Origin of the sequence: Dokdonia ponticola (assembly GCF_042653865.1) — a bacterium.
Taxonomy (GTDB): Bacteria; Bacteroidota; Bacteroidia; order Flavobacteriales; family Flavobacteriaceae; genus Dokdonia; species Dokdonia ponticola.
Genome location: NZ_JBHSFV010000012.1, coordinates 176,394 through 196,818, shown reverse-complemented (window position 1 = coordinate 196,818; position 20,425 = coordinate 176,394). Strand labels below are relative to the sequence as shown.

Below are 20,425 nucleotides of genomic sequence, written 5' to 3'. Positions count from 1 at the left end.
CGATAAAAGTTTACGTTTTAATTGATGAATATCACCCCAGATACAAACGATGGGTTAACCATAATTAAATTTATAACTATTTTTAAATCAATAATTTAAATGGTAAGTATTTATCGGTTATGTATTTTCAAAGAGTAAAAAATAATCGGATTATTTTTTTGTTAAAGTTTTTTGTTTTTTTTATGAAACGTAACGAAATATTGTGATTTTTTGACGCTAAGCATCTCAAAAAGAATACGCTCTAGGATACTTTTTGATCTATGATCTCTAATGCACTTGCTACGGTGTCCATTTTTTCTATTTCATCATCTTCTATGGTAATATCAAAATGATCTTCAACATCAAGAACAACATCTACTAGATTTGCAGAATTAATATTAAGTTCATTGATGAGGTGACTATTGGGGGTAATATCATCTACCGAAACATCTTCTGGTAAATAAATTTTGATAATCTTTTTGAGGGCATCATAATGATCTGTATTCATAGTTTTCTTTTTTTAAGTAGTGTGTTTTTTAAAAAGCATGCAACAATTTACATCTCCAAAACCAAAACTAGCTTTGGCTGCAATATCTAAGGTTGCTTTGATCGTTTTATTTGGGATTTGATCTTTGTCTACAATCGCTATAATTTCTGGATGAATATCATCACAATTTATATTTCCAAAAACCATTCCTTCATGTAACTCTAAAATCGTAGCGACGGTTTCAATACTTCCCGCTGCGGCAAGACAATGACCCGTCATGCTTTTCAGCGAATTAATATACGGAAAATCTTTTCCTGATCTTCCTAAAGCCTGGCTCCAGTTTTTAACTTCGGTGGGACACATTCCCGTTGCCGTAAGGTGGCCATTAATAGTGTCTATCTGCTCTGATTTGACATTTGCATTCTGTAATGCGTCTTTTATACAGCGTTGTACTGCAATGCTGTTGGGGGCGGTCATACTTCCTTCTTGTCGTTGACCTCCACTATTGACCGCGCCGCCTAATACCTCCGCATAAATTGTTGCATTTCTAGCCATCGCAGTTTCTAGGCTTTCTAGTACCAAGGCTCCTGCCCCACTTCCTGGTATAAAACCACTGGCGTCACTTTGCATAGGTCTACTGCCGAGTTCTGGTTGATCATTATGCTTTTTATTTAGCACGCGCATTGCATCAAAACCTCCCCATATATAAGGCCCTGAATCATTACAACCACCAACCAACATCCGTTTTGCATGTCCATATGCAATACGATCATACCCCATCAAAATACTTTCTGTTCCTGTGGTGCAAGCGCTAGAATTGGTCGTCACTTGGTTTCCACAGCCTAGATACCCGCCTAAATAGGCACTAATCCCACTCGCCATTGTTTGAATTACCGTCGTACTTCCTAGACGTTTTACTTTTTTTTCATCTGTTAAGTAAATGGCTTTTCTAAATTTTTCTGCACCCAGCAGTGAGGTGCCAAATACAACGCCACTCTCATAATCTACCGTATCCTTGTCTGTCACAGCAAGACCAGCGTCTTTCCATGCATCAACTCCAGCTATCATTCCGTACACAATTCCTGTGGCTTCTAGATCTCTGAGCTGTAAAGGTGTAAAGTAGTTATCTAGCAACCCTTCTGGAATTTGAGGCTCACCAGCAATTTGGCAACCAAAATTCAAATCGGCGAGTTGTTGCTGGAAACGTATGCCTGAGGTTCCGTTTTTTATAGCCTCTGTAAACGCAGGTATTCCTACACCGTTGGGGGCACACACACCTAATCCTGTGATGACAACTCTTTTTTTACTCATAATCCTTGAAACATTCCTGCGAGTTCGCCTTGAGAAACGACCTCATTTTCTTGATTATATAATTTTACGTGACATTTTAGTTTTTGAAACCGAAAGTAACTGACTTCGGAAAGAACGGTTACTTTTTCATTGGGATACACGGGTTTTAAAAACGAAACATTAGCACTTGTAAAGGCTACTTTTAGGTTTTCTAGTGGTTCTTTATCTTTCAAAAGATACATTCCTAAGCTCACCAATCCAATCTGTGCCATACATTCTGTTAAAATCACGCCTGGCGTAACGGGATGGTTTTTAAAATGTCCTTTATAAAAATAAGCATCTTCTTTAAAAGTATAAGAGCCTTTGATATGAGTTTCACTCACTTCTTCGATCTCATCGACAAATAAGAAAGGTTCGGTGTAGGGTAATTGTGCTATGATCTCTTTTGTTGTCATCGTATGTGATCTCCTCCATCCACTGGCAAAATAGCGCCATTAATCCATATAGCTTCGTCTCTACATAACAAATAGACCGCATTTGCAACATCTTCTGGTAGTGTTAAACGTCCATAAGGATTACGTTCTATTGATTTTTCTTTCATTACCTCACTGCCTGGGATTAATCGTAGGCTTTCCGTATCTGTCACTCCTGCTTGAATGCAATTTGCTTTAATACCTAGCGGTGCATACTCTAAGGCGATGCTTCGGGTGATGCTTTCTAGGGCAGCTTTAGCGGCAGCTACGGCGCCATATTGTTTCCATGCTTTATGACTTCCTTCACTCGTAAAAGCAATGACTCTGGCGTCTGGTGAGAATAAGTTCGCTTTCGCGAAAGCGGACACCCAATCATACAAACTTACTGCCATCGCATCTAGGGTCAGCGTAAAATCATTGGTACTCAAAACGGATCCATTGGGATCATGTAAAGGTTTTAAATTACCTCTCGCTACACTATGCACCAACGTTTTGAAGGCTGAAACACCCACGGAATTGACTACTTCTGAAATCACCTTTTCTCTCTTTTCAGGATTCATCGCATCTATATTAAAACTAATGACATCAACATTGTGAGATTTCATTTCCTCCACGGTGGTGTCAAAAGCAGCTAGTATGCTCCTCCTGCTGCGATGCACGATGCAGATATTCATGCCTTCTTGAGCGAGTTTTTGTGCGGTAGCGAGTCCTAACCCACTACTCCCGCCTAGAATCATCGCCCATTTGCCTATATAATCTTGTGTCATTTTCATATCATTACCATTTTAATAAGACACGTTGCGCCGAAAAACCGGGTCCGAAGCTAAGCATAATTCCTATATCATCTTTGGGTAATTGTTTGTCTAAAAAACGTTCTAACACATAGAGTACGGTAGCACTACTCATATTTCCATACAAACGTAATACTTCTTTGGTATCATCTATGTTTTTACCCAATTTCCCGAAAAGGTCTTCTACGGTTTCTACTATTTTACGTCCGCCGGGATGAAAAATAAGGTGTTGTACGGCGTGTATATCGAGTCCATTTTTCTCTAAAAACGGATGTATAATATCTGGGAATTGTTGTGCAATGGTTTCTGGAACAGCTTGATCAAGGATCATTTGCAAACCTGTATTGACCAATTTAAAGCCCATCATGTGTTGTGCATCAAAAAAATGATACATTTCTGTATCTACGATTTCTGGGCCACTGTCTTCTTCTTTTGAGGAGAGTAAGACACAGGCAGCGCCATCCCCAAAAATCGCAGCACTCACGACATTTACCATCGAGAAATCTGTGTGTTGAAACGTAGCCGTGGGACTTTCGATAGCGATTACGGCTGCTCGTTTGCCTGGGTTTGCTTTTAGAAACTCATTGGCATAAATCACACCAGAAACGCCTGCAGCACATCCCATTTCTGTCACAGGAAGCCGAACGATATCTTGTCGTAATTGTAGGCTATTAATTAAATAGGCATCAAGGGATGGTATCATAATCCCCGTACAACTCACCGTGATAATATAGTCTAATGATTGTGGAGCCCAAGAAGCTTTTGTAAGTGCTTTTTCCAATACCTGTTCGCCAAGTTTTACAACTTCCCTTGTGTAGATATTATTTTTTTCTTCAAAACTCGTAGCAGTAAAGACCTCTTCTGGTGCCATGATACTATAGCGTTTATCTACCGCGGCATTGCCAAAGATCTTTTTTACCTTTCGTTTAAAACGATCGTCTTGATCGTGTAACCAAACATCCAAAAAAGGGATGATTTCGTCTGTGGTCCTATGGTATTTTGGGAGTTGTTTTGCTACTGTTGTAATCTTTACGTTCATAGAGTTTTAATTAACCACAGATATCGAAATGCCCATTTCCAAGTAATCTCAGAGTGTTTTAATTCCAATTGTTGTGCAACTTTTTTTAATTCGTGCTTTTTAAATGCGCTTGCGATAGAAATAAGACCGTCATTTTTTGCAATGTGGCTCTTGATAAAAATACGACTAAATAATCTAAATAACTGGTATGCCATTTTACTTCTTTGTAAGTCATTTATGATGACTGCCACTTGTGCAAGGGCTACAAAATGTTTCATAAACTTAAGAATCTCTTGATCTTTAAAATGATGCAATGTAAGGGTGCATAGTATAATATCACACTCAAAAGAATCATTTTGAACGCTTAAAATATCTTTTACACTCAAATCAATATTGGGGTAGCCATCAGACAACTCTTTTCCCATGGCAATACTTTGCGGACTCAAATCAAAGCCTACTAAATGCAAATGAAGATTTTTAGAGGTGAAATAATCGGCGATAAGACGCAGCATTTCTCCATCACCACAGCCTACATCTACGAGGGTCCATTCTTTTTTTGAAGGATTTTCGTTAAAAAGGCGTTCTAAGGCTTTGATGGTGATTCGGTTTCCGCCTAGTAATTTATTGACTCTAGAGATAGCTACGAGGGCATTTTTTAAATCTATTTCAGAAATATTGGGATCATCCATGAGTTCTTGCTCAGTGGCTCTTGCTCTTAAATCTCTCATATAGATGTCCCGTGTGTAGATTTGATAATCGTTTTTAATATATAAGGAGACGTACTAATAAGAGACACTCCCATACGTGTAAGTTTTTTATGTTGTAGGGCATTTTGAATCCATCGCCCCATCTTGAGTCGTTTTTTAAAGGCGCCATTCCATGCGTTTGTATAGTGTTGTTCTAATGCTGTTCTTGTATAGGTATTTGATTTTTGTTTTGCCAATAGGCTTGAAATTATTTTTGCACTGTGAATCGCCATAGCCATGCCATTACCGCAAAGAGGGTGAATCAATCCTGCACTATCGCCTATCATAAAAATATGATTGACTACAGGTTCTTTTTTATCGAATGATATCTGACTGATGGTCACAGGAGCTTCGAAAATCATTTCAGCATTTTCAAAGAAATGTTTAAGCGCTTTGTTTTTATACAGTACTTTTTGTTGGTATTCTTCTATGTTTTTAAACTTTTTAAAAGAAGCATAATCGGCAAGGTAACAGGCATTCACATGACCTGTCTCTACTTTTGAAAGGCCGCAATAGCCGCCATTAAAATTATGTAGTGCCACTAGATTATCAGGGAAATCTGTTTTATAATGCGCTTTGACACCAAGCCAAGCAGATTTTTTCTGTATAAACTTTCGCGAAAGCGTAATATCCAAACCGCTACGTTTCCCATAGGCTCCTAAAACGTAATCTGCTGTAAATTCCTGATGGTTAAGGGTTTTTACTAGAGATTGATTGTGATTGAATTGCACATCTTTTACGGTGTCATGTACCAAATGTACCCCTAGCTCTACTGCCGTATCTGCCATGAGTGCGTCTAAAGTAAACCTACTCATCCCAAATCCTCCAAGGGGAAGTTTAATTTCTAACGGCCGGCCTGAAAGACTCGAGAAATGAAATGTATCGATTTTTTTTGCCTGATGATCAAAAGGATAAATTCCTAAAGTCTCAAGATATGTGAGCACTTCATTAGAGATGTACTCCCCACAAACTTTATGTTTTGGGTAGGTATTTTTTTCTATGAGTGTAACCGCAAAGCCTTCTTTTAGTAAATGAATCGCACTTGTAAGCCCCGCTAGCCCTCCACCAATAATTAAAATTTTAATTTGATTTTCACTCATGTTTGAAGTTCACTTCACAGTAAAAATACTAGTAATCTAATAATTAGACACTAAAAAAAATAGAACTTTTTAAAAAGATTTTCTTTCATTTTTTCGAGTTAATAATTTATGGTTTATTAATAATTTAATTACGGTATTAAATCATATAATTGCCATAATTAACTGAAGATCAATCATTAATATATTTTATCTCTTTTAAGAATTTTACCACTAATAACCTGATAAATAAATACATAGCATATCATAATTTAAACTTAAAATAAGTTAAATTTCGTTTTTTTACAAAATAAAATGTAACTTAGAGATTCATTATTAACACTATATACCATCTATATATATATGCAGGATCAATTATTTAATATTCTTGACAAGTTATTAATTACCAATAAAATCAGGCTTAATAAAGAGGAGTTAAAACTTCAGTTACTGAGTCATCCTTCATATCCTAGCTTACATGCGCTCACCGGTGTATTAAAACACTTTGGGGTACCAAATCTAGCGTTGCAAGTACCAACAGATCAAGATACTTTAGATCAATTACCTCCTACTTTTATAGCGAATTTGAAAGGAGAAAAAGGGATGTATTTAGGTCTTGCTGAGAAAAAAGTAGGTACAATTAACGTCTATACCGATCATAAACAAGTAGAAAATATGTCTAATGTTTCCTTCTTTGAATCATGGGATGGTATTATTGTCGCTGTAGAAAAAGATGAGACCGTTAAGGATGAAAAGTCTACAAATAGTTCCAAAATATTGCAATGGGTACTCATATGTGTGGGATTAGGGGTTGGAATTGCATTCCTCAACAAAGCATTCATATTTGAAGGAATTCATTATTTCTTGAGTACAGTTGGATTGATTCTGGGTATCTTAATCGTGGGACACTCATTAGGAATAGAATCTAGTAGTACAGCTAGCATCTGTAATCTTTCTGAAAAAACAAGCTGTGATGCTGTTTTAAATTCCAAAGGAGCAAAATTAGGAGGTATACTTACGTTGAGTGATGCAAGTATTATAGCTTTTGGCAGCTATGTATTAGTGTATTGCTTTGCACTGTTAAGTGGTATAGACATAAGTAGTGTTATCACAAGCCTATCGCTCTTGGCTGTTCCGTTTGTACTGTATTCTATATATTATCAAGGTGTTGTTTTAAAGAAATGGTGCCCATTATGTTTGGGTATTGCAGCTGTTATTCTCCTGCAAAGTGCTATGGTATTTATTACAGGGAATACAACTTCTTTTGTATCACTTAGCGTAGAAGAAATAAGCTTATACGCCTTAAGCATGCTACTTATCATTAGCTTATGGTTTTTAATTAAATCTTTGCTACAGAAAAAGGTATCATTGGATGCACTTAAAATAGAGAGTAATAAATTCAAAAGAAATTTTTCCATATTCAATACTTTACTCAAAGAAAATGATCATGTTGAAAACGATATTCAATTACCCAAAGAAATCGTATTAGGAAATAGAGATGCGGCATTAGAAGTCGTATTAGTTACGAGTCCATTGTGCTATTATTGTAAAGACGCTCATACTGATATTGAGAATATTCTAAAGCAATCTGGGAATGATATAAAAGTAATCGTTCGTTTTAACGTACGAGTAGAAGATAAAGAAGATCAAGGATTCTTAGTGACTTCTCATTTATTGCATGCTTATAATACCCAAGGAGAAGTAGGATGTATTAAAATGATGCATGAAGTATATAAGCATGATGTTGATTTAAAGCAATGGCTAAAACAACAAAACGGTTTTGATGCGGACTATACAGATGTGTTGACTGCTCAGAAAGAATGGTGTACTAGAAACAATATTAATTTCACACCAGCATTATATATACAAGGAAATCAATACCCAAGAGAATACGACAGAAATGATTTGTCTTTATTTATAGAAGATCTCATCGAATTAGAAAACCAAACGGAAGCCATAGAAGATAGTCCGATTATGACTTCTTAAAAAAAATAAAACAATCCACTAAAACCTATAACTATTAAATAACCTAACACCTACAAAACGATTTAATTTACAATAAAATATATTTTGTTAATCCCTATAATACAAAAAGATAGACCTTAAACTGAAGTCTTTAAATATTCAGAATTATTAACTAAATATTTTTATTATCGTGAAAAAGTCAACTAACCTCATTAGAGCGCACACACTTGTGCCTCTTGAACAAAAGCTAATTATAAACAGTATCAACTTTTCTGCCTGTACATTCATAAAAATGGATTTATAGGTGCGAATACGTGTATGTTATTTTGAACCTAATTGATAAAATTATCTTCAAAGGTTTTCAAGTTTACTAGCACTTTTTTGTTCTGTTTTCCAGTAAACATACGTCATCTCCTATCATTCGACGCTTTTCTTTAGCAGAACTAAAGCATGTATAAACATTTAACTATAAGGACATTATATTCACATGTCCTTACACAGACTATTTTGTTAATCCCTATACTGCAAATCTACAGACACAACCCTGAATGTCTTTAAATAATCAGGCATTAACTTAATAATCTATTGTCATGAAAAAATTAAAAAATCTTAGAAGGAGCATCTGTATTAAAAACTATAGTTCAAAAAAATAATTAACGTAGGGTTAGTCCATCTTGAGGTTGTGCAGGAAGACCACAAGGATCAAAATATTATGAAGGTGCCAGCTGTCATTATATTGGAAAGTGCAATACAAGGGGTGTTGCGATCTTTACTAAACGATATAATCATTTTAAAAATTATCTGGAAGTGTAACTTCAAGACGCACTGTCTTGTATAGTATGCAGACGGCTATTCCTAAGTGTCTATAAATAAAAAGGAAACTATTAACCAAAAATATGAAAATCATGAAAAAATTAATGAATCTTAAAGGCGCTATTTCTTTAGACAAAGCACAGCAAAAAGAAGTTAATGGAGGTGGAAAATTATGCAACAGTAGTTGCGTAGGAAGACCACATGGAGCACAATGTTATTATCAAGGACATTGTGGATGTCCTGGTTCTTGCCTAAGCGGAGGTTGTATCCCTTGGTAGTATCCTAATTAACAATCAGTGTCAAAATATATTTTGGCACTGATTGTTTTTTTATATAAATACCAAACACATTTATTCATTTTTTCAGAAACTAAAAAGACTCTTTTTATACCTGAAAACAAAAAATATAGACATGATTCTGAATGTCTTTAAATCATCAGGAATATTTACTCATTAACATTGTAATTATGAAAGAATTAAAAAATCTAAAAGGCGCTACTTCATTAAATAAAGCTCAACAAAAAGAAGTAAATGGAGGAGGAAAATTATGTAATGGAAGTTGTGTGGGGAAACCAAATGGAGCACGCTGCTATTACCAAGGACATTGTGGATGCCCAGGGGAATGTAGTAGTTCTCAAGGGTGTATCCCCTACTAGGATTATAAATATCTATAACAAGTAACCCATAAAAGAGAGAAAATTATTTTCTTTTATTCAAGAATATTAATGACAAAGACAGGATCCTGAATGTCTTTAAATGATCAGGCATATTCACTTATTAAATTTTTTAATTATGAAAAAATTAATCAATCTGAAAGGAGCTGTAACATTAAACAACGTACAGCAAAAAGAAGTCAATGGAGGAGGAGGACGAAAACAATGTAGCAGCAGTTGTACTGGGAAACCTAGAGGATCTCGTTGCTATTATGGAGGTCATTGCCTATGCCCAGGTGTTTGCTTAGGTGGATGCGTGCCACTATAGATTAGATGTGTTCTATTCAGTGTTTCGTAATTTTACCTAAAACTGAATATTTCTTTATACAAAATAGATAAGCAACTATTTGTTTTTCTTCATTTCAATCTATTACTAATCTGGCTATTTAAAAGTCTTTATAATAAGGAGCAAAAAATACTTTTATCTATTGTATTAAAAAGAGAGACATGACCCTGAATGTCTTTAAATGATCAGGAATATTCACTTATTAAAATTGTAATTATGAAAAAATTAAAAAATCTCAAAGGTGCTGTAACATTAAATAAAGCACAGCAAAAAGAAGTAGACGGAGGACTTAGACCCATTATAGCATGTAATGGTAATTGTACTGGAAGACCAACAGGGTCTCAATGTTTTCATTTAGGCCATTGTGGATGTGAAGGAAGGTGTTCTAGTGGAACGTGCATTCCTTTTTAGAATGTAAATAACCATAAAACATCCAAACTTGGTGATAATGAATCAAGTTTGGATGTTATTTTATACGGCTAATAAGCAATAAGTTCTTTTAATGTTTCCTCTAAGCGCTTTCGCGAAAGATATTGTTCTTCCAGTTGGCCCGCAAAAGGGATGGGTGTATCTATACTTGTGACTCTCCGTATAGGAGCGTCTAAAAATTCAAAACACACTTCTGAAATCATCGCCGAAATATCAGACATCACGCTTCCAAATCCAGAATCTTCGGTAAGTAATAACACTTTTCCAGTCTTTTTTACAGATGCAAAAATAGCTTCTGTATCCAACGGTTGTAGTGTTCTTAAATCAATCAAATCTGCTGAGATATCTGTATGATTTGCTAAGGTTTCTAAAGCCCAATGTACCCCTGCTCCATAGGTAATGATTGTCACATCATTTCCTTCCTTTAAGGAAACGGCTTTCCCAATAGGCAATGTATAATAATTGGTTGGTACCTCTTGACGTATACTTCTGTACAATGCTTTATGTTCAAAAAAGAGCACCGGATTAGGATCTTCTATGGCTGTTGCGAGTAATCCTTTAGCATCATAAGGAAATGCAGGGTACACTACTTTGAGTCCTGGTGTATGCGTAAACCAAGCTTCATTGGTTTGAGAGTGAAAAGGACCTGCTCCTACTCCAGCCCCACAAGGCATTCGTACTACCACATCAGCGGCTTGGGACCAACGGTAATGTGACTTGGCTAAATAATTCACAATAGGATTAAATCCAGACGTTGCAAAATCTGCAAATTGCATTTCCATTACCGCTTTTTTCCCACTAATCGAAAGCCCCATCGCTGCTTCCACAATGGCGCTCTCACAAATGGGTGTGTTACGCACGCGCTCTTTTCCAAAAGCGGCTACAAAACCATCAGTAATTTTAAATACCCCACCATATTCAGCGACATCCTGCCCCATAATCACAAGATCATCATAACGTTCCATAGACTGTTTAAGTCCGTCAGAAATAGCATCTATAAGTCGTTTTTCTTCTGTTTCTGTGCTAGGAGGTGTGTTTTGATACGTAAAAGGCGCAAATACATCTGACAGCTCTGTCGCTAAGTCAGGGACAATAGCTTCTTCTTCGTAGGCGATATCTAAGTTTTTATTAATCTCTTCTTTTATTTGAGAAGCCATGTTTTCATGCATTTCTTCTGTAAGAACACCCAGTTCCACTAAGTACTTCTTATAATTATCAAGCGGATCTTTTTGAGCCCAAGTTTCCATAAGGTCATCAGGCACATATTTGGTGCCACTTGCTTCTTCATGACCTCGCATTCTAAAGGTTTTAAACTCTAGCAATACCGGTCGTGGATTCTGACGCACATCTTCTGCAAGTGCGTTGACTTTGTTATATACTTCTAGGATATTATTACCATCTATAATATGGCTTTCCATCCCGTATCCTAGTGCTCTGTCAGCTAAGTTCTCACAGTTATATTGCTCGCTAGTGGGCGTTGACAATCCGTAGCCATTATTTTCTATACAAAACAACACAGGTAATTGCCATACCGAGGCAACATTAAGCGCTTCATGAAAATCACCTTCGCTAGTCCCTCCTTCTCCAGTAAAAACAGCTGTCACTGCTTTTTCTTCACGTAATTTGTGCGCGAGTGCAATGCCATCAGCAACGCCTAGTTGAGGACCTAGATGGGATATCATCCCAACGATTTTATATTCTTGTGTTCCAAAATGAAAACTACGATCACGGCCTTTGGTAAAACCACTTGCCTTTCCTTGCCATTGAGCAAATAATCGGTATAATGGAATCTCACGCGTTGTAAATACACCTAAATTACGATGCATCGGCAAGATATATTCCTCTGATTGCATAGCCATGGTCACACCTACAGAAATCGCTTCTTGTCCAATTCCAGAAAACCATTTGGAAATTTTACCTTGTCTTAGTAAAATAAGCATCTTTTCCTCTATTAATCTTGGCGTAAGCATTGCTTTATACAGTTGTAAAAGCATGTCATCACTCAGAGATTCCCGATCGTATGCAAAAGGTAATTTAGTATCAGTTTTAGTCGTCATTAAGTGTGTCTTCTATTATAACAAATGTAAGGTATTATTATAACGTAAACGATATCGTAATTTTAGAAAAACGATGATATTTCTAACTTTTTCTCTATAAATAGCCCCCCTTAGTTTGACCTATAAATATAGTCATATAAAACATTTATATTATTAAGACTTCGAGCAACTATTCATCAATTATTTTTAACAGTAATTAAACAATACACAAACGGCTTATCAACTTAAAGTTGCTTATTTTTATAAAAAAAGATGCCTTCAATCACTCCCATGATACGGTCATTAGTCGTTTTATTAGGACTATTTGTAACTCCGCTCATCTATTCTCAACAAGATAGTTTTATTGAAGGTCGATTAATTGACGAAAAAGAAGAAACGCCCATCCCCTTTGCTACCATCAGAGTCAAGAATAAATCAAAAGGATTGATCTCCAATATGGACGGAGGATTTAAAATTCCTGAAAAACTACAAAAACTAGGAGACACGCTAGTCATCTCATCTATCGGATACGAATCACAAGAAATCGTATTATCAAACCTTAACAAAGAGAAAATTAATATCATAAAACTAGCCGCTAAAGTAGAGGCATTGGCAACCGTCACCATTGTAGGGTCCAAAAAGAAAAGGAAAAAGAACAGTAAAAAGAAACTAACAGCTAGAGCCATTATACAAACCGCTATTGAGAACATACCCGATAATTATCCATTTGACCCATTTTCATACGTAGGCTATTATAGAGACTATCAAATCAAAGAAAAAGAATATGTAAATCTCAACGAAGCTATTATGGGTGTCTCCGACCCTGGTTTTAACTATCAGGACAAAAAGTATACAAACATACAATTATACACCTACAAAAGGAATACTAATTTCCGTACAGATACCATTGCCGCACGCCCCTATGACTATATAAACAATAATAAAGTGATCCCAAATGCAACGTTAAAAGGTCAAGGAGGGAATGAATATACCATACTTCGATTGCACGATGCTATTCGCAATTACAATATTGATAGTTATGACTTTATAAATCGTTTTGATAGAGACATCATCAAAAATCACAGACTTAAACTATTGCCTGAAACTTCCATAGCCAATACACAACTCTATGTAATCAAAATGGTAAAGTCACAAGAAAATTATAGAGCCGAGGGAACAATCTACATCAGTCAAAGTGATTTCAAAATATACAAAATGGAATATACGGTTTTTGATACGTCATCCTCCAGAAAAAAAGCAGCGCTACCTCAAGGTCTTGCAGAATCTATTGTCATGGAAAAAGACAAGCCAAAAAAACTGTTATACGAAATCATTGTAGAATATCAATTAGAAGATTTTAAAATGTATCCCAATTACATTTCCTTCAACAATGCTTTTGATGTCTTACAACCACCAAAATTCAAACCGACCAAAGCCATTGCAGATATTACCAAAAAAAGATTTGAACTTACGTTTAATAACGAACCATTACGCAAAGATGCGCTCAGAAAGAACAATTACAAACTATGGTATCAAAATGAAAAGATCAGTCTTGATAGTGTTTCCATAAGGGAAAATAAGGTACTCTTATACCCGAAAGATCCTGAGATTATTTTTTTGAAAAAAATAAGGGAGTCCGAAGAAAGTGATAAGAACACTCTTTTTATTCAAGTAAAAAACATAGAAGATATAGATGGTAATATGATTAATGAGCAGGAATCGACGACATATTATCAATATCGAGAATTTTTTGTGCAAGAACTTAGATTACAGGAGAAATTATTTTCTAATACAGGATACATGTCAAAAAACAGACCTATTTTTCTGAATCAACCGATCAAAGCCCCAGAAAACATGTCTGATTATTGGATGAACACGCCTTTGAAAAATTAAACCTAGCGATGGCTATACATTTCTTTACACGCTTTCGCGAAAGCGTATAGCCACCGCCTAAAATTTGTATCTTTGTTGTACAAGATTTAAGACAGTAACGATGAATAATATTCCAAGTGTAGACCTCTCTGATTTTTTGAGTGGCGATCCCAAAAGAAAACAAAAATTTGTCCAAGAAATAGGAACTGCCTATGAAGAAATAGGCTTTGTTTCTTTAAAGAATCATTTCCTAGATGAAACCCTTGTAGACAATCTTTATAAAGAAGTCAAAAACTTTTTTGCCCTCCCACTTGAGGAAAAAGCAAAATATGAAATTGAAGGGTTAGGTGGACAACGTGGCTATATCTCTTTTGGAAAAGAGCATGCCAAAGGAAAAAAAGAAGGAGATTTAAAAGAGTTTTGGCATTTTGGACAAGAACCTTCTGCCGATGCAAATCTCTCAGAAGCGTATCCTGAAAATGTACAAGTAAGCGAACTTCCAAACTTTAACCCTACGGGGATGGAAGCATACCGAATGCTAGAAAAAACAGGAATTTATGTCCTAAGAGCTCTAGCAATATATATAGGACTTGATGAGTTTTATTTTGATCATTGGGCGAGTAATGGGAATAGTATCTTACGCCCTATCCACTACCCTCCTATCACTGAAGAACCTAAAGGTGCCGTACGTGCGGGTGCCCATGGAGATATTAACCTCATTACCCTTCTCATGGGAGCGTCTGCAGGAGGATTACAAGTCCTACGCACTGATGGCGAGTGGATTGATGCCATCCCTAACGAAGATGAACTCGTGATTAATGTAGGAGATATGTTAGAACGCCTCACCAATAATAAATTACGCTCTACAATTCATCGCGTGGTAAATCCTCCAAAAGAGCAATGGGATACACCACGATATTCGATTCCGTTTTTTATGCATCCGCGCAGTGACATGAAATTAAACTGTCTAGATCAATGTGTCTCAGAAGAGCACCCTAAAGCATTTGAGGACATCACTGCAGGAGAATTTTTACACCAACGTCTGGTGGAAATTGGATTGATTAAAGAATAATTTATATAAAGATCAAAAGTCATTCAACATATTATTTTTTTTCTAGCTTACTTATCATAGTACTCTTTTCGAGTTTTATCTATTCTAATGAGTTTAAAAAACCCATGTATCATTTTGACTGGTCTGAGATCAGACCTGAGATAAAAGATACGGTGTTGTACATCGAGAAAAGGAATGGTATAGACTCTAAATTCACAGGATATGCTGGACGTTTATCAAGTTTTTGGAAAACTCAGCAATGGCTAATCAATGCTGCAAAAACATCCGAATTACATCAACTAATCAAGTATGATAATAGTGCTGTGAAAGGTGTTGTATTCCAAGGTTTACTAGAAAGAAAAGACCCAAAAGTATTTGATTACATCATAAACAGCGTTGATGATGAAGGAACTGTTCATTTTCAATTAGGATGTGTTGGCAATGCTTTTGGACTGACAGAGTATTATCTTTTTCTCATATCAAGTCCCGCTAAAGAAGATTATACACTTAAAGTCCAAGATGATTTATTTACAGAAAATCAAATAAAAATAGTAGATAGTATCGCAGAGATAAAAACTAGATATCTAACAAATTAACAATTCATGGATTTACAAGACCAACTCAAAAACCTTTTTCCTGATCATACCCCTTCTGAGCCCGAGATTCAAGAAGACGCAGAAGATACGTTATGGATGCAAGACGATCCGCTGATTTGTAAATATGAGAAACGCAAAGGGAAACCCATTACGATTATAGAAGGATACACGGGGGCCGATAGTGATTTTAAACTCCTTGCAAAAGAGATCAAAAAACTCCTAAGTGTAGGCGGTAGTTTTAAAAATGACCAAATCATCATTCAAGGGGATTACCGCGATAAGATCATGAACTTCCTAAAGGACAAAGGCTTTAAAGTAAAACGTGTTGGGGGGTAGTGTCTAGTGTCTAGTGTCTAGTGTCTAGTGTCTAGTGTCTAGTGTCTAGTGTCTAGTGTCTAGAAATAAAATTATTCTCTTTAAATTCACAACTAAAACAGTATCCTATTGGTATCAAAAACACTTCATATCACAAATGGTGATAGCCTTAATGATAGATTACTCGACCTAGAAATCCAAGGAGATTTTGCCGTTTGGAGAGAAATGCTTTGCGAGGGCAAAACCACCTACACTATAGGCGATAAAGCGTTTATGAGTACGCGTAAAGCCTTCTTAAAAAATGATTACGCCCTTGACACTACCGACTATGAAGAAAAGTTTATTTCTCAATTGGAGATTCTAAAAAATCATGCTGTCTACGATGAGATCATTCTTTGGTTTGAATATGACCTTTTTTGTCATATCAACATGATGGCGTGTATCAGTCACTTGATGCAATTAGGAAGTAAAGTACCTCTTTATCTCGTTTGTAGTGGTCGCGTTTCTGGAGAAAAAGAACTGAAAGGTATTTCTGAACTTACGATTCCGCAACTCAAAGAGCATTACCAACAAAAAGTAGCGCTTTCCAGAAATGATATATTACTCGCTGATCACATCTGGCGATTATATTGTAGCGAGGAGCATACCGCTTTACAACCCATGCTTGCCAAAGACAGTAGTTTTATCTATTTATCCAACTGTATCAGTGCTCATAAAAAGCGATTCCCAGAAGCACATTCTGGATTAAATAGGTTAGAATCACATATTTTACAACTTATAAAAAAACATCAAATAACCTCTGAACGTCAGTTATGTGGATATGTACTCAATTATCAAGGATATTATGGGTATGGAGATATGCAAGTTTTAAAAATGATTAAAAGAATGCGCTCGTATTTTGAAGAGCTAGACGGTATTTTTGTCGTTACTACAAAAGGAGAACGCGCCTTATCGGGTGATGATATTCAAGCACCTGGTCAACATAATGAATGTTATTTTGGAGGCGCTTCCAAATATACATACCGTTATAATGATGAGACGCACGAACTCATAAAAAAATAATATACTATGGCGATTCCAGCTTCTGAACTTATTCTGAATCCTGAAGGGAGTATCTACCATTTACACCTTCGCCCAGAACACGTGGCATCTACCGTGATCACCGTAGGTGATCCAGATCGTGTCGCTGCTGTTACTGCCCATTTTGATACTATTACACACACAGTACAATGTAGGGAGTTTAAAACAAGTACGGGCACTTATAAAGGAAAACCCATTACCGTTATTTCAACGGGAATAGGGACTGATAATATAGATATTGTCCTTAACGAACTCGATGCGCTTGTGAATATTGATTTTAAAACGCGAACGCTAAAAAAAACACTCACCTCTCTGGATATCATTCGTATTGGTACGAGTGGATCCATTCAAGAAGATATCCCCGTAGATAGCTTTCTTTTAAGTGATATGGCAATAGGACTTGATGCTCTGCTTCATTTTTATGATAGTGCTTCCATACAGCATCCTGAGATTCAAAAAGCATTTATAGAACACATGGGATGGGCTGCTGAAAAAAGCGAACCTTATGTGGTTAGCTGTGATCGTGATCTTGCGAGTCATTTTCTATCAGATCAGGTTGTTCAGGGATTTACAGCTACTAATGTTGGTTTTTATGGTCCGCAAGGCAGGGTATTGCGTTTACAAACTTCAGATGCAACGATGAACCAGAAGTTGGGGGAATTCCGCTACTTCGACAAGCTCAGCATACCATTTCGCGAAAGCAAAATAACCAACCTAGAAATGGAAACAGCAGGCATTTACGGTCTCGCTAAACTATTAGGTCACAGAGCCGTGTCTATGAATGCTATTTTAGCAAACAGAGCAACAGGAACTTTTAGTAAGGAACCTAATAAAACAACCGACCATCTGATCCAATATACCTTAGATCGTATTGCAACGATGTAAGCGGATTTTCCGTAATTTTACACACAATTTAATTCTAGATGAAGCAACTAAAAATAGGAGGCGTTCCTGAACATTTTAATCTCCCTTGGCACTTAGCCATGGAGGAAGGATTATTTAAAAAAGCAGGCGTGTCTGTAGAGTGGATTGAATTTCCAGAAGGGACTGGTGCCATGAATAAAGCCTTAAGAGCTGAAGAAATAGACCTAGCAGTCATCCTTACGGGCGGAGTTATTAAAGATATTGCCAACGGGAATCCATCTAAAATTTTACAGTTGTATGTTTCTTCTCCACTCTTATGGGGAGTGCATGTGTCACATGATAGTCCGTTTAAGGATATAGACGAACTCCAATTTGCAAAAGCAGCCATCAGCCGATATGGGTCTGGATCGCATGTCATGGCACACGTACAGGCAAAACAAAGAGGATGGGATACCTCAAAACTAGATTTTGAAGTGGTAAATACCTTAGAAAACGCTGTTGAAGCGCTTACTAACGGAACTGCCGACTATTTTATGTGGGAGCATTTTACAACCAAACCTATTGTAGACGCTGGTGTTTTTAGAAGATTAGGAGACTTCCCAACGCCGTGGAGCTGTTTTGTGATTGCTGGAAACCCTGACGCTATTGCCACGAAGAACGATGAAATAAAAATTGTTTTGGACATCATCAATCAAGTGACACGAGACTTTAAAAACATCCCTTCTATAGATCGTACACTTGCACATCGATATGAACAAAAGCTAGAAGACATTCAAAAATGGTTATCGGGTACGACTTGGTCTCAAGAACAGATTACTTCTGAAGAAATTATGCGAATTCAATCAAAATTATTAGAATTACAAATGATTGAAAAAGAGAAAGATGCAAAAGAGTTTTATGTTAATTTACACTAATTTGTATTTTTTTTAACTTTAGACGCAACCTTATGTAACTTCGTGCATCTATTAGGTATAACTAATAACCTGGGGGAATGACTACATTTTTTATAGTAATTGGTGTTTTAGTAGTAATTAATTTTTTACTACTTCAGTTTAGTTGTAACAAGGTTGTAGAAACCGACCCTGACGAAGAATAAGTTTAGATATATACATAACACAATACAAAATGGCGCTGAAGCTTAATTCAAATTTTCGGCGTCATTTTTTTATGCGCTACATGCTAGATTTAGTTCTTACAAAAAATCACTCCCTTTTGTCATAGGTAGGAATTCTAGATGTTTTAACAGAAATAATACCATCAAATCGATGGGTTGGGATAAAAGGGATAGTGCCTCCATTCTCTAATTCAAAACCTGTCTTGACTTCAAAAAGCTGTTGCGTAGCCGGTGTTTGCTGCAGGTCAGATAGATCTAAAAAAGCAACTTCTTTTTGTGTTTTAAAAAACGTATGCTCTATGGCTGTGCTATCATTATTGGTAAAAGGAGTTGTTGTTCCTGTCCAAAACTGATAGGCTTCACCTTCATAAGTAAAAAGACCTATAGCATAGTAATCATCTTTATACTTTTCTTTAAGGTAATGCCCCATAAGCTTCGCATGATATCCCTCTGCCGCTCCCTTTTCAACATGTCCATTATGTGCCCAAACAATGATTTTCTTATCTGGATATACTTCATCTAGTAACCATATTATGTTTTCTGCCATCAATTCATCTCTAAGTGTTAATGTCATAAAGCGATCTGCATAACTAACATCAGTCGACCTGACAAACATATCTAACGTTCTTTGAATCAATACATATTCTTCCTCAGTAAGTGTCTTTGACTGTATAAGAAATTCTTTATTTTCCTTAATCAATTGACTCGCATCTGTTGCGTTTTTGACATAAATATCACGATGTTTTATATAGGCTGTAGAATCATTAGCCCGTGCTGCTTGAAACGATTTCTGAAAAGAATATATTCTAGTTGCAAAACTATCAGACATCGTTTTATTTAGAGGAGCTAGTAACCGCACCATTTTTGTGGTAAAGTAATTAGAAGAAAATTGTGTGTCATATCCTGCATATATCAAGGGGTTTTCTGAAGTACTCGTTTCTTTGATATAATGAAAAAGTGTATCTAATTCTTGTGCTTTAAAATTTCCAAACAGCGTATAATCGCGTAATTTTTTGGGGCTAATGGTATCCAAATCTACATACGCTAGATTAATATCTCCTAGACCTCCTTCCATGGCTAAGACTTCAAATCCCATTTCTTTATGAAGAAAGATGGCTAATTCAGATTTCATCTCATAGTATTTTCCTAAACCATGAGAGCTTTCACCCAAAGCGATAATGCGTTTATTTTTTAAAACTTCTTTTAATTGAGAAAAATCATACGTACCATCAGGTTGCAACTCTATGGTATTTTCAATAAGCCACTCAGAAGGAGTTATTGTTTTTTGGCTGCAAGAAGTTTGGATACAGCCTATAAAGAATAGTGCGATAATAGCTAGTTGTTTCATAAGGTCTAAAGAGATTAGTTTCTGCAAATATGAATCTAAACCCTTTGAGACAAGGTGTTTTTAAAGGTCGGTATGTCCAGAAAA

At 36.1% G+C, this 20,425-nt stretch carries 21 protein-coding genes; 12 read left to right on the top strand and 9 right to left on the bottom strand.

Translation table 11 applies throughout. The features are described 5' to 3' along the window. Nucleotides 1–241: 241 nt before the first annotated feature. Genes ACFO3O_RS18205 through ACFO3O_RS18175 form a run of 7 tightly spaced genes read right to left on the bottom strand, consistent with a single transcriptional unit; the run spans nucleotide 242 to nucleotide 5,884 of the window. Nucleotides 242–487, bottom strand: coding sequence for a phosphopantetheine-binding protein (locus ACFO3O_RS18205; protein ID WP_379981475.1), 246 nt, complete (start codon nucleotides 485–487; stop codon nucleotides 242–244). A 12-nt stretch (nucleotides 488–499) separates the two neighbouring features. Continuing rightward, nucleotides 500–1,777, bottom strand: coding sequence for a beta-ketoacyl-[acyl-carrier-protein] synthase family protein (locus ACFO3O_RS18200; RefSeq protein ID WP_379981474.1), 1,278 nt, complete (start codon nucleotides 1,775–1,777; stop codon nucleotides 500–502). Further along, entirely contained in the window at nucleotides 1,774–2,211 is a 438-nt protein-coding gene (locus ACFO3O_RS18195; RefSeq protein WP_379981472.1) for a 3-hydroxyacyl-ACP dehydratase FabZ family protein, read from the bottom strand. The genes ACFO3O_RS18200 and ACFO3O_RS18195 overlap by 4 nt, the downstream gene beginning before the upstream one ends. Beyond that, nucleotides 2,208–3,002 carry an SDR family oxidoreductase gene (locus ACFO3O_RS18190; RefSeq protein ID WP_379981470.1) on the bottom strand — a complete coding sequence of 265 codons (795 nt, stop codon included), beginning with the start codon at nucleotides 3,000–3,002 and terminating at the stop codon, nucleotides 2,208–2,210. The genes ACFO3O_RS18195 and ACFO3O_RS18190 overlap by 4 nt, the downstream gene beginning before the upstream one ends. A 4-nt stretch (nucleotides 3,003–3,006) precedes the next feature. Further along, entirely contained in the window at nucleotides 3,007–4,059 is a 1,053-nt protein-coding gene (locus ACFO3O_RS18185; protein WP_379981468.1) for a type III polyketide synthase, read from the bottom strand. Then, nucleotides 4,056–4,766: a methyltransferase domain-containing protein gene (locus ACFO3O_RS18180; protein WP_379981466.1), complete on the bottom strand. Its 711-nt coding sequence runs from the start codon at nucleotides 4,764–4,766 to the stop codon at nucleotides 4,056–4,058. The genes ACFO3O_RS18185 and ACFO3O_RS18180 overlap by 4 nt, the downstream gene beginning before the upstream one ends. Next, on the bottom strand, nucleotides 4,763–5,884 hold the full coding sequence (locus ACFO3O_RS18175; RefSeq protein WP_379981464.1) for an NAD(P)/FAD-dependent oxidoreductase: 1,122 nt from the start codon (nucleotides 5,882–5,884) through the stop codon (nucleotides 4,763–4,765). Before ACFO3O_RS18175 ends, ACFO3O_RS18180 begins: the two co-directional genes overlap by 4 nt. Nucleotides 5,885–6,223: 339 nt before the next feature. Between ACFO3O_RS18175 and ACFO3O_RS18170 the strand changes: the two genes are divergently transcribed. The 5 genes from ACFO3O_RS18170 (at nucleotide 6,224) to ACFO3O_RS18150 (ending at nucleotide 10,047) form a co-directional block, all read left to right on the top strand. Then, nucleotides 6,224–7,846 carry a vitamin K epoxide reductase family protein gene (locus ACFO3O_RS18170; protein ID WP_379981462.1) on the top strand — a complete coding sequence of 541 codons (1,623 nt, stop codon included), beginning with the start codon at nucleotides 6,224–6,226 and terminating at the stop codon, nucleotides 7,844–7,846. Nucleotides 7,847–8,730: 884 nt separating this feature from the next. Then, entirely contained in the window at nucleotides 8,731–8,916 is a 186-nt protein-coding gene (locus tag ACFO3O_RS18165) for a hypothetical protein (protein WP_379981460.1), read from the top strand. 188 nt (nucleotides 8,917–9,104) lie between these two features. After that, on the top strand, nucleotides 9,105–9,293 hold the full coding sequence (locus tag ACFO3O_RS18160; RefSeq protein WP_379981458.1) for a hypothetical protein: 189 nt from the start codon (nucleotides 9,105–9,107) through the stop codon (nucleotides 9,291–9,293). Between the two features lie 136 nt (nucleotides 9,294–9,429). Further along, complete coding sequence (locus ACFO3O_RS18155; RefSeq protein ID WP_379981456.1) at nucleotides 9,430–9,618, top strand: hypothetical protein; 189 nt, start codon at nucleotides 9,430–9,432, stop codon at nucleotides 9,616–9,618. Nucleotides 9,619–9,852: 234 nt separating this feature from the next. Next, nucleotides 9,853–10,047 carry a hypothetical protein gene (locus ACFO3O_RS18150; RefSeq protein WP_379981454.1) on the top strand — a complete coding sequence of 65 codons (195 nt, stop codon included), beginning with the start codon at nucleotides 9,853–9,855 and terminating at the stop codon, nucleotides 10,045–10,047. 68 nt (nucleotides 10,048–10,115) lie between these two features. Here ACFO3O_RS18150 and ACFO3O_RS18145 read toward each other — a convergent pair whose 3' ends face one another. Continuing rightward, nucleotides 10,116–12,122, bottom strand: a complete 2,007-nt coding sequence (locus ACFO3O_RS18145) for an alpha-ketoacid dehydrogenase subunit alpha/beta (RefSeq protein WP_379981452.1) — start codon at nucleotides 12,120–12,122, stop codon at nucleotides 10,116–10,118. A 252-nt stretch (nucleotides 12,123–12,374) separates the two neighbouring features. Between ACFO3O_RS18145 and ACFO3O_RS18140 the strand changes: the two genes are divergently transcribed. The 7 genes from ACFO3O_RS18140 (at nucleotide 12,375) to ACFO3O_RS18110 (ending at nucleotide 18,793) form a co-directional block, all read left to right on the top strand. Continuing rightward, nucleotides 12,375–13,994: a carboxypeptidase-like regulatory domain-containing protein gene (locus ACFO3O_RS18140; protein ID WP_379981450.1), complete on the top strand. Its 1,620-nt coding sequence runs from the start codon at nucleotides 12,375–12,377 to the stop codon at nucleotides 13,992–13,994. Nucleotides 13,995–14,094: 100 nt separating this feature from the next. After that, on the top strand, nucleotides 14,095–15,045 hold the full coding sequence (locus tag ACFO3O_RS18135; protein WP_379981448.1) for an isopenicillin N synthase family dioxygenase: 951 nt from the start codon (nucleotides 14,095–14,097) through the stop codon (nucleotides 15,043–15,045). 104 nt (nucleotides 15,046–15,149) lie between these two features. Then, a complete protein-coding gene (locus tag ACFO3O_RS18130; RefSeq protein ID WP_379981446.1) occupies nucleotides 15,150–15,620 on the top strand; it encodes a hypothetical protein in 471 nt (156 codons plus the stop codon). A gap of 6 nt (nucleotides 15,621–15,626) precedes the next feature. After that, nucleotides 15,627–15,956, top strand: coding sequence for a translation initiation factor (locus ACFO3O_RS18125; RefSeq protein ID WP_379981444.1), 330 nt, complete (start codon nucleotides 15,627–15,629; stop codon nucleotides 15,954–15,956). Between the two features lie 108 nt (nucleotides 15,957–16,064). Beyond that, nucleotides 16,065–16,997, top strand: a complete 933-nt coding sequence (locus ACFO3O_RS18120; protein WP_379981442.1) for a DUF1835 domain-containing protein — start codon at nucleotides 16,065–16,067, stop codon at nucleotides 16,995–16,997. 6 nt (nucleotides 16,998–17,003) lie between these two features. Beyond that, nucleotides 17,004–17,900, top strand: a complete 897-nt coding sequence (locus tag ACFO3O_RS18115) for a nucleoside phosphorylase (protein WP_379981440.1) — start codon at nucleotides 17,004–17,006, stop codon at nucleotides 17,898–17,900. 38 nt (nucleotides 17,901–17,938) lie between these two features. After that, nucleotides 17,939–18,793 carry a substrate-binding domain-containing protein gene (locus ACFO3O_RS18110; protein ID WP_379981438.1) on the top strand — a complete coding sequence of 285 codons (855 nt, stop codon included), beginning with the start codon at nucleotides 17,939–17,941 and terminating at the stop codon, nucleotides 18,791–18,793. Between the two features lie 288 nt (nucleotides 18,794–19,081). Here the strand turns inward: ACFO3O_RS18110 and ACFO3O_RS18105 are convergent, their stop codons facing one another. Next, nucleotides 19,082–20,341, bottom strand: coding sequence for an erythromycin esterase family protein (locus tag ACFO3O_RS18105; RefSeq protein ID WP_379981436.1), 1,260 nt, complete (start codon nucleotides 20,339–20,341; stop codon nucleotides 19,082–19,084). Nucleotides 20,342–20,425 lie beyond the last annotated feature (84 nt).

Excerpts from the sequence above, each read along its gene's own strand:
- ACFO3O_RS18125 (WP_379981444.1), top strand. The coding sequence starts at position 15,627 with ATGGATTTACAAGACCAACTCAAAAACCTTTTTCCTGATCATACCCCT.
- ACFO3O_RS18115 (WP_379981440.1), top strand. The coding sequence starts at position 17,004 with ATGGCGATTCCAGCTTCTGAACTTATTCTGAATCCTGAAGGGAGTATC.
- ACFO3O_RS18180 (WP_379981466.1), bottom strand. The coding sequence starts at position 4,766 with ATGAGAGATTTAAGAGCAAGAGCCACTGAGCAAGAACTCATGGATGAT.
- ACFO3O_RS18190 (WP_379981470.1), bottom strand. The coding sequence starts at position 3,002 with ATGAAAATGACACAAGATTATATAGGCAAATGGGCGATGATTCTAGGC.
- ACFO3O_RS18140 (WP_379981450.1), top strand. The coding sequence starts at position 12,375 with ATGCCTTCAATCACTCCCATGATACGGTCATTAGTCGTTTTATTAGGA.
- ACFO3O_RS18205 (WP_379981475.1), bottom strand. The coding sequence starts at position 487 with ATGAATACAGATCATTATGATGCCCTCAAAAAGATTATCAAAATTTAT.
- ACFO3O_RS18135 (WP_379981448.1), top strand. The coding sequence starts at position 14,095 with ATGAATAATATTCCAAGTGTAGACCTCTCTGATTTTTTGAGTGGCGAT.
- ACFO3O_RS18175 (WP_379981464.1), bottom strand. The coding sequence starts at position 5,884 with ATGAGTGAAAATCAAATTAAAATTTTAATTATTGGTGGAGGGCTAGCG.
- ACFO3O_RS18165 (WP_379981460.1), top strand. The coding sequence starts at position 8,731 with ATGAAAAAATTAATGAATCTTAAAGGCGCTATTTCTTTAGACAAAGCA.
- ACFO3O_RS18200 (WP_379981474.1), bottom strand. The coding sequence starts at position 1,777 with ATGAGTAAAAAAAGAGTTGTCATCACAGGATTAGGTGTGTGTGCCCCC.
- ACFO3O_RS18145 (WP_379981452.1), bottom strand. The coding sequence starts at position 12,122 with ATGACGACTAAAACTGATACTAAATTACCTTTTGCATACGATCGGGAA.
- ACFO3O_RS18110 (WP_379981438.1), top strand. The coding sequence starts at position 17,939 with ATGAAGCAACTAAAAATAGGAGGCGTTCCTGAACATTTTAATCTCCCT.
- ACFO3O_RS18160 (WP_379981458.1), top strand. The coding sequence starts at position 9,105 with ATGAAAGAATTAAAAAATCTAAAAGGCGCTACTTCATTAAATAAAGCT.
- ACFO3O_RS18195 (WP_379981472.1), bottom strand. The coding sequence starts at position 2,211 with ATGACAACAAAAGAGATCATAGCACAATTACCCTACACCGAACCTTTC.
- ACFO3O_RS18185 (WP_379981468.1), bottom strand. The coding sequence starts at position 4,059 with ATGAACGTAAAGATTACAACAGTAGCAAAACAACTCCCAAAATACCAT.
- ACFO3O_RS18150 (WP_379981454.1), top strand. The coding sequence starts at position 9,853 with ATGAAAAAATTAAAAAATCTCAAAGGTGCTGTAACATTAAATAAAGCA.
- ACFO3O_RS18170 (WP_379981462.1), top strand. The coding sequence starts at position 6,224 with ATGCAGGATCAATTATTTAATATTCTTGACAAGTTATTAATTACCAAT.
- ACFO3O_RS18155 (WP_379981456.1), top strand. The coding sequence starts at position 9,430 with ATGAAAAAATTAATCAATCTGAAAGGAGCTGTAACATTAAACAACGTA.
- ACFO3O_RS18105 (WP_379981436.1), bottom strand. The coding sequence starts at position 20,341 with ATGAAACAACTAGCTATTATCGCACTATTCTTTATAGGCTGTATCCAA.
- ACFO3O_RS18130 (WP_379981446.1), top strand. The coding sequence starts at position 15,150 with ATGTATCATTTTGACTGGTCTGAGATCAGACCTGAGATAAAAGATACG.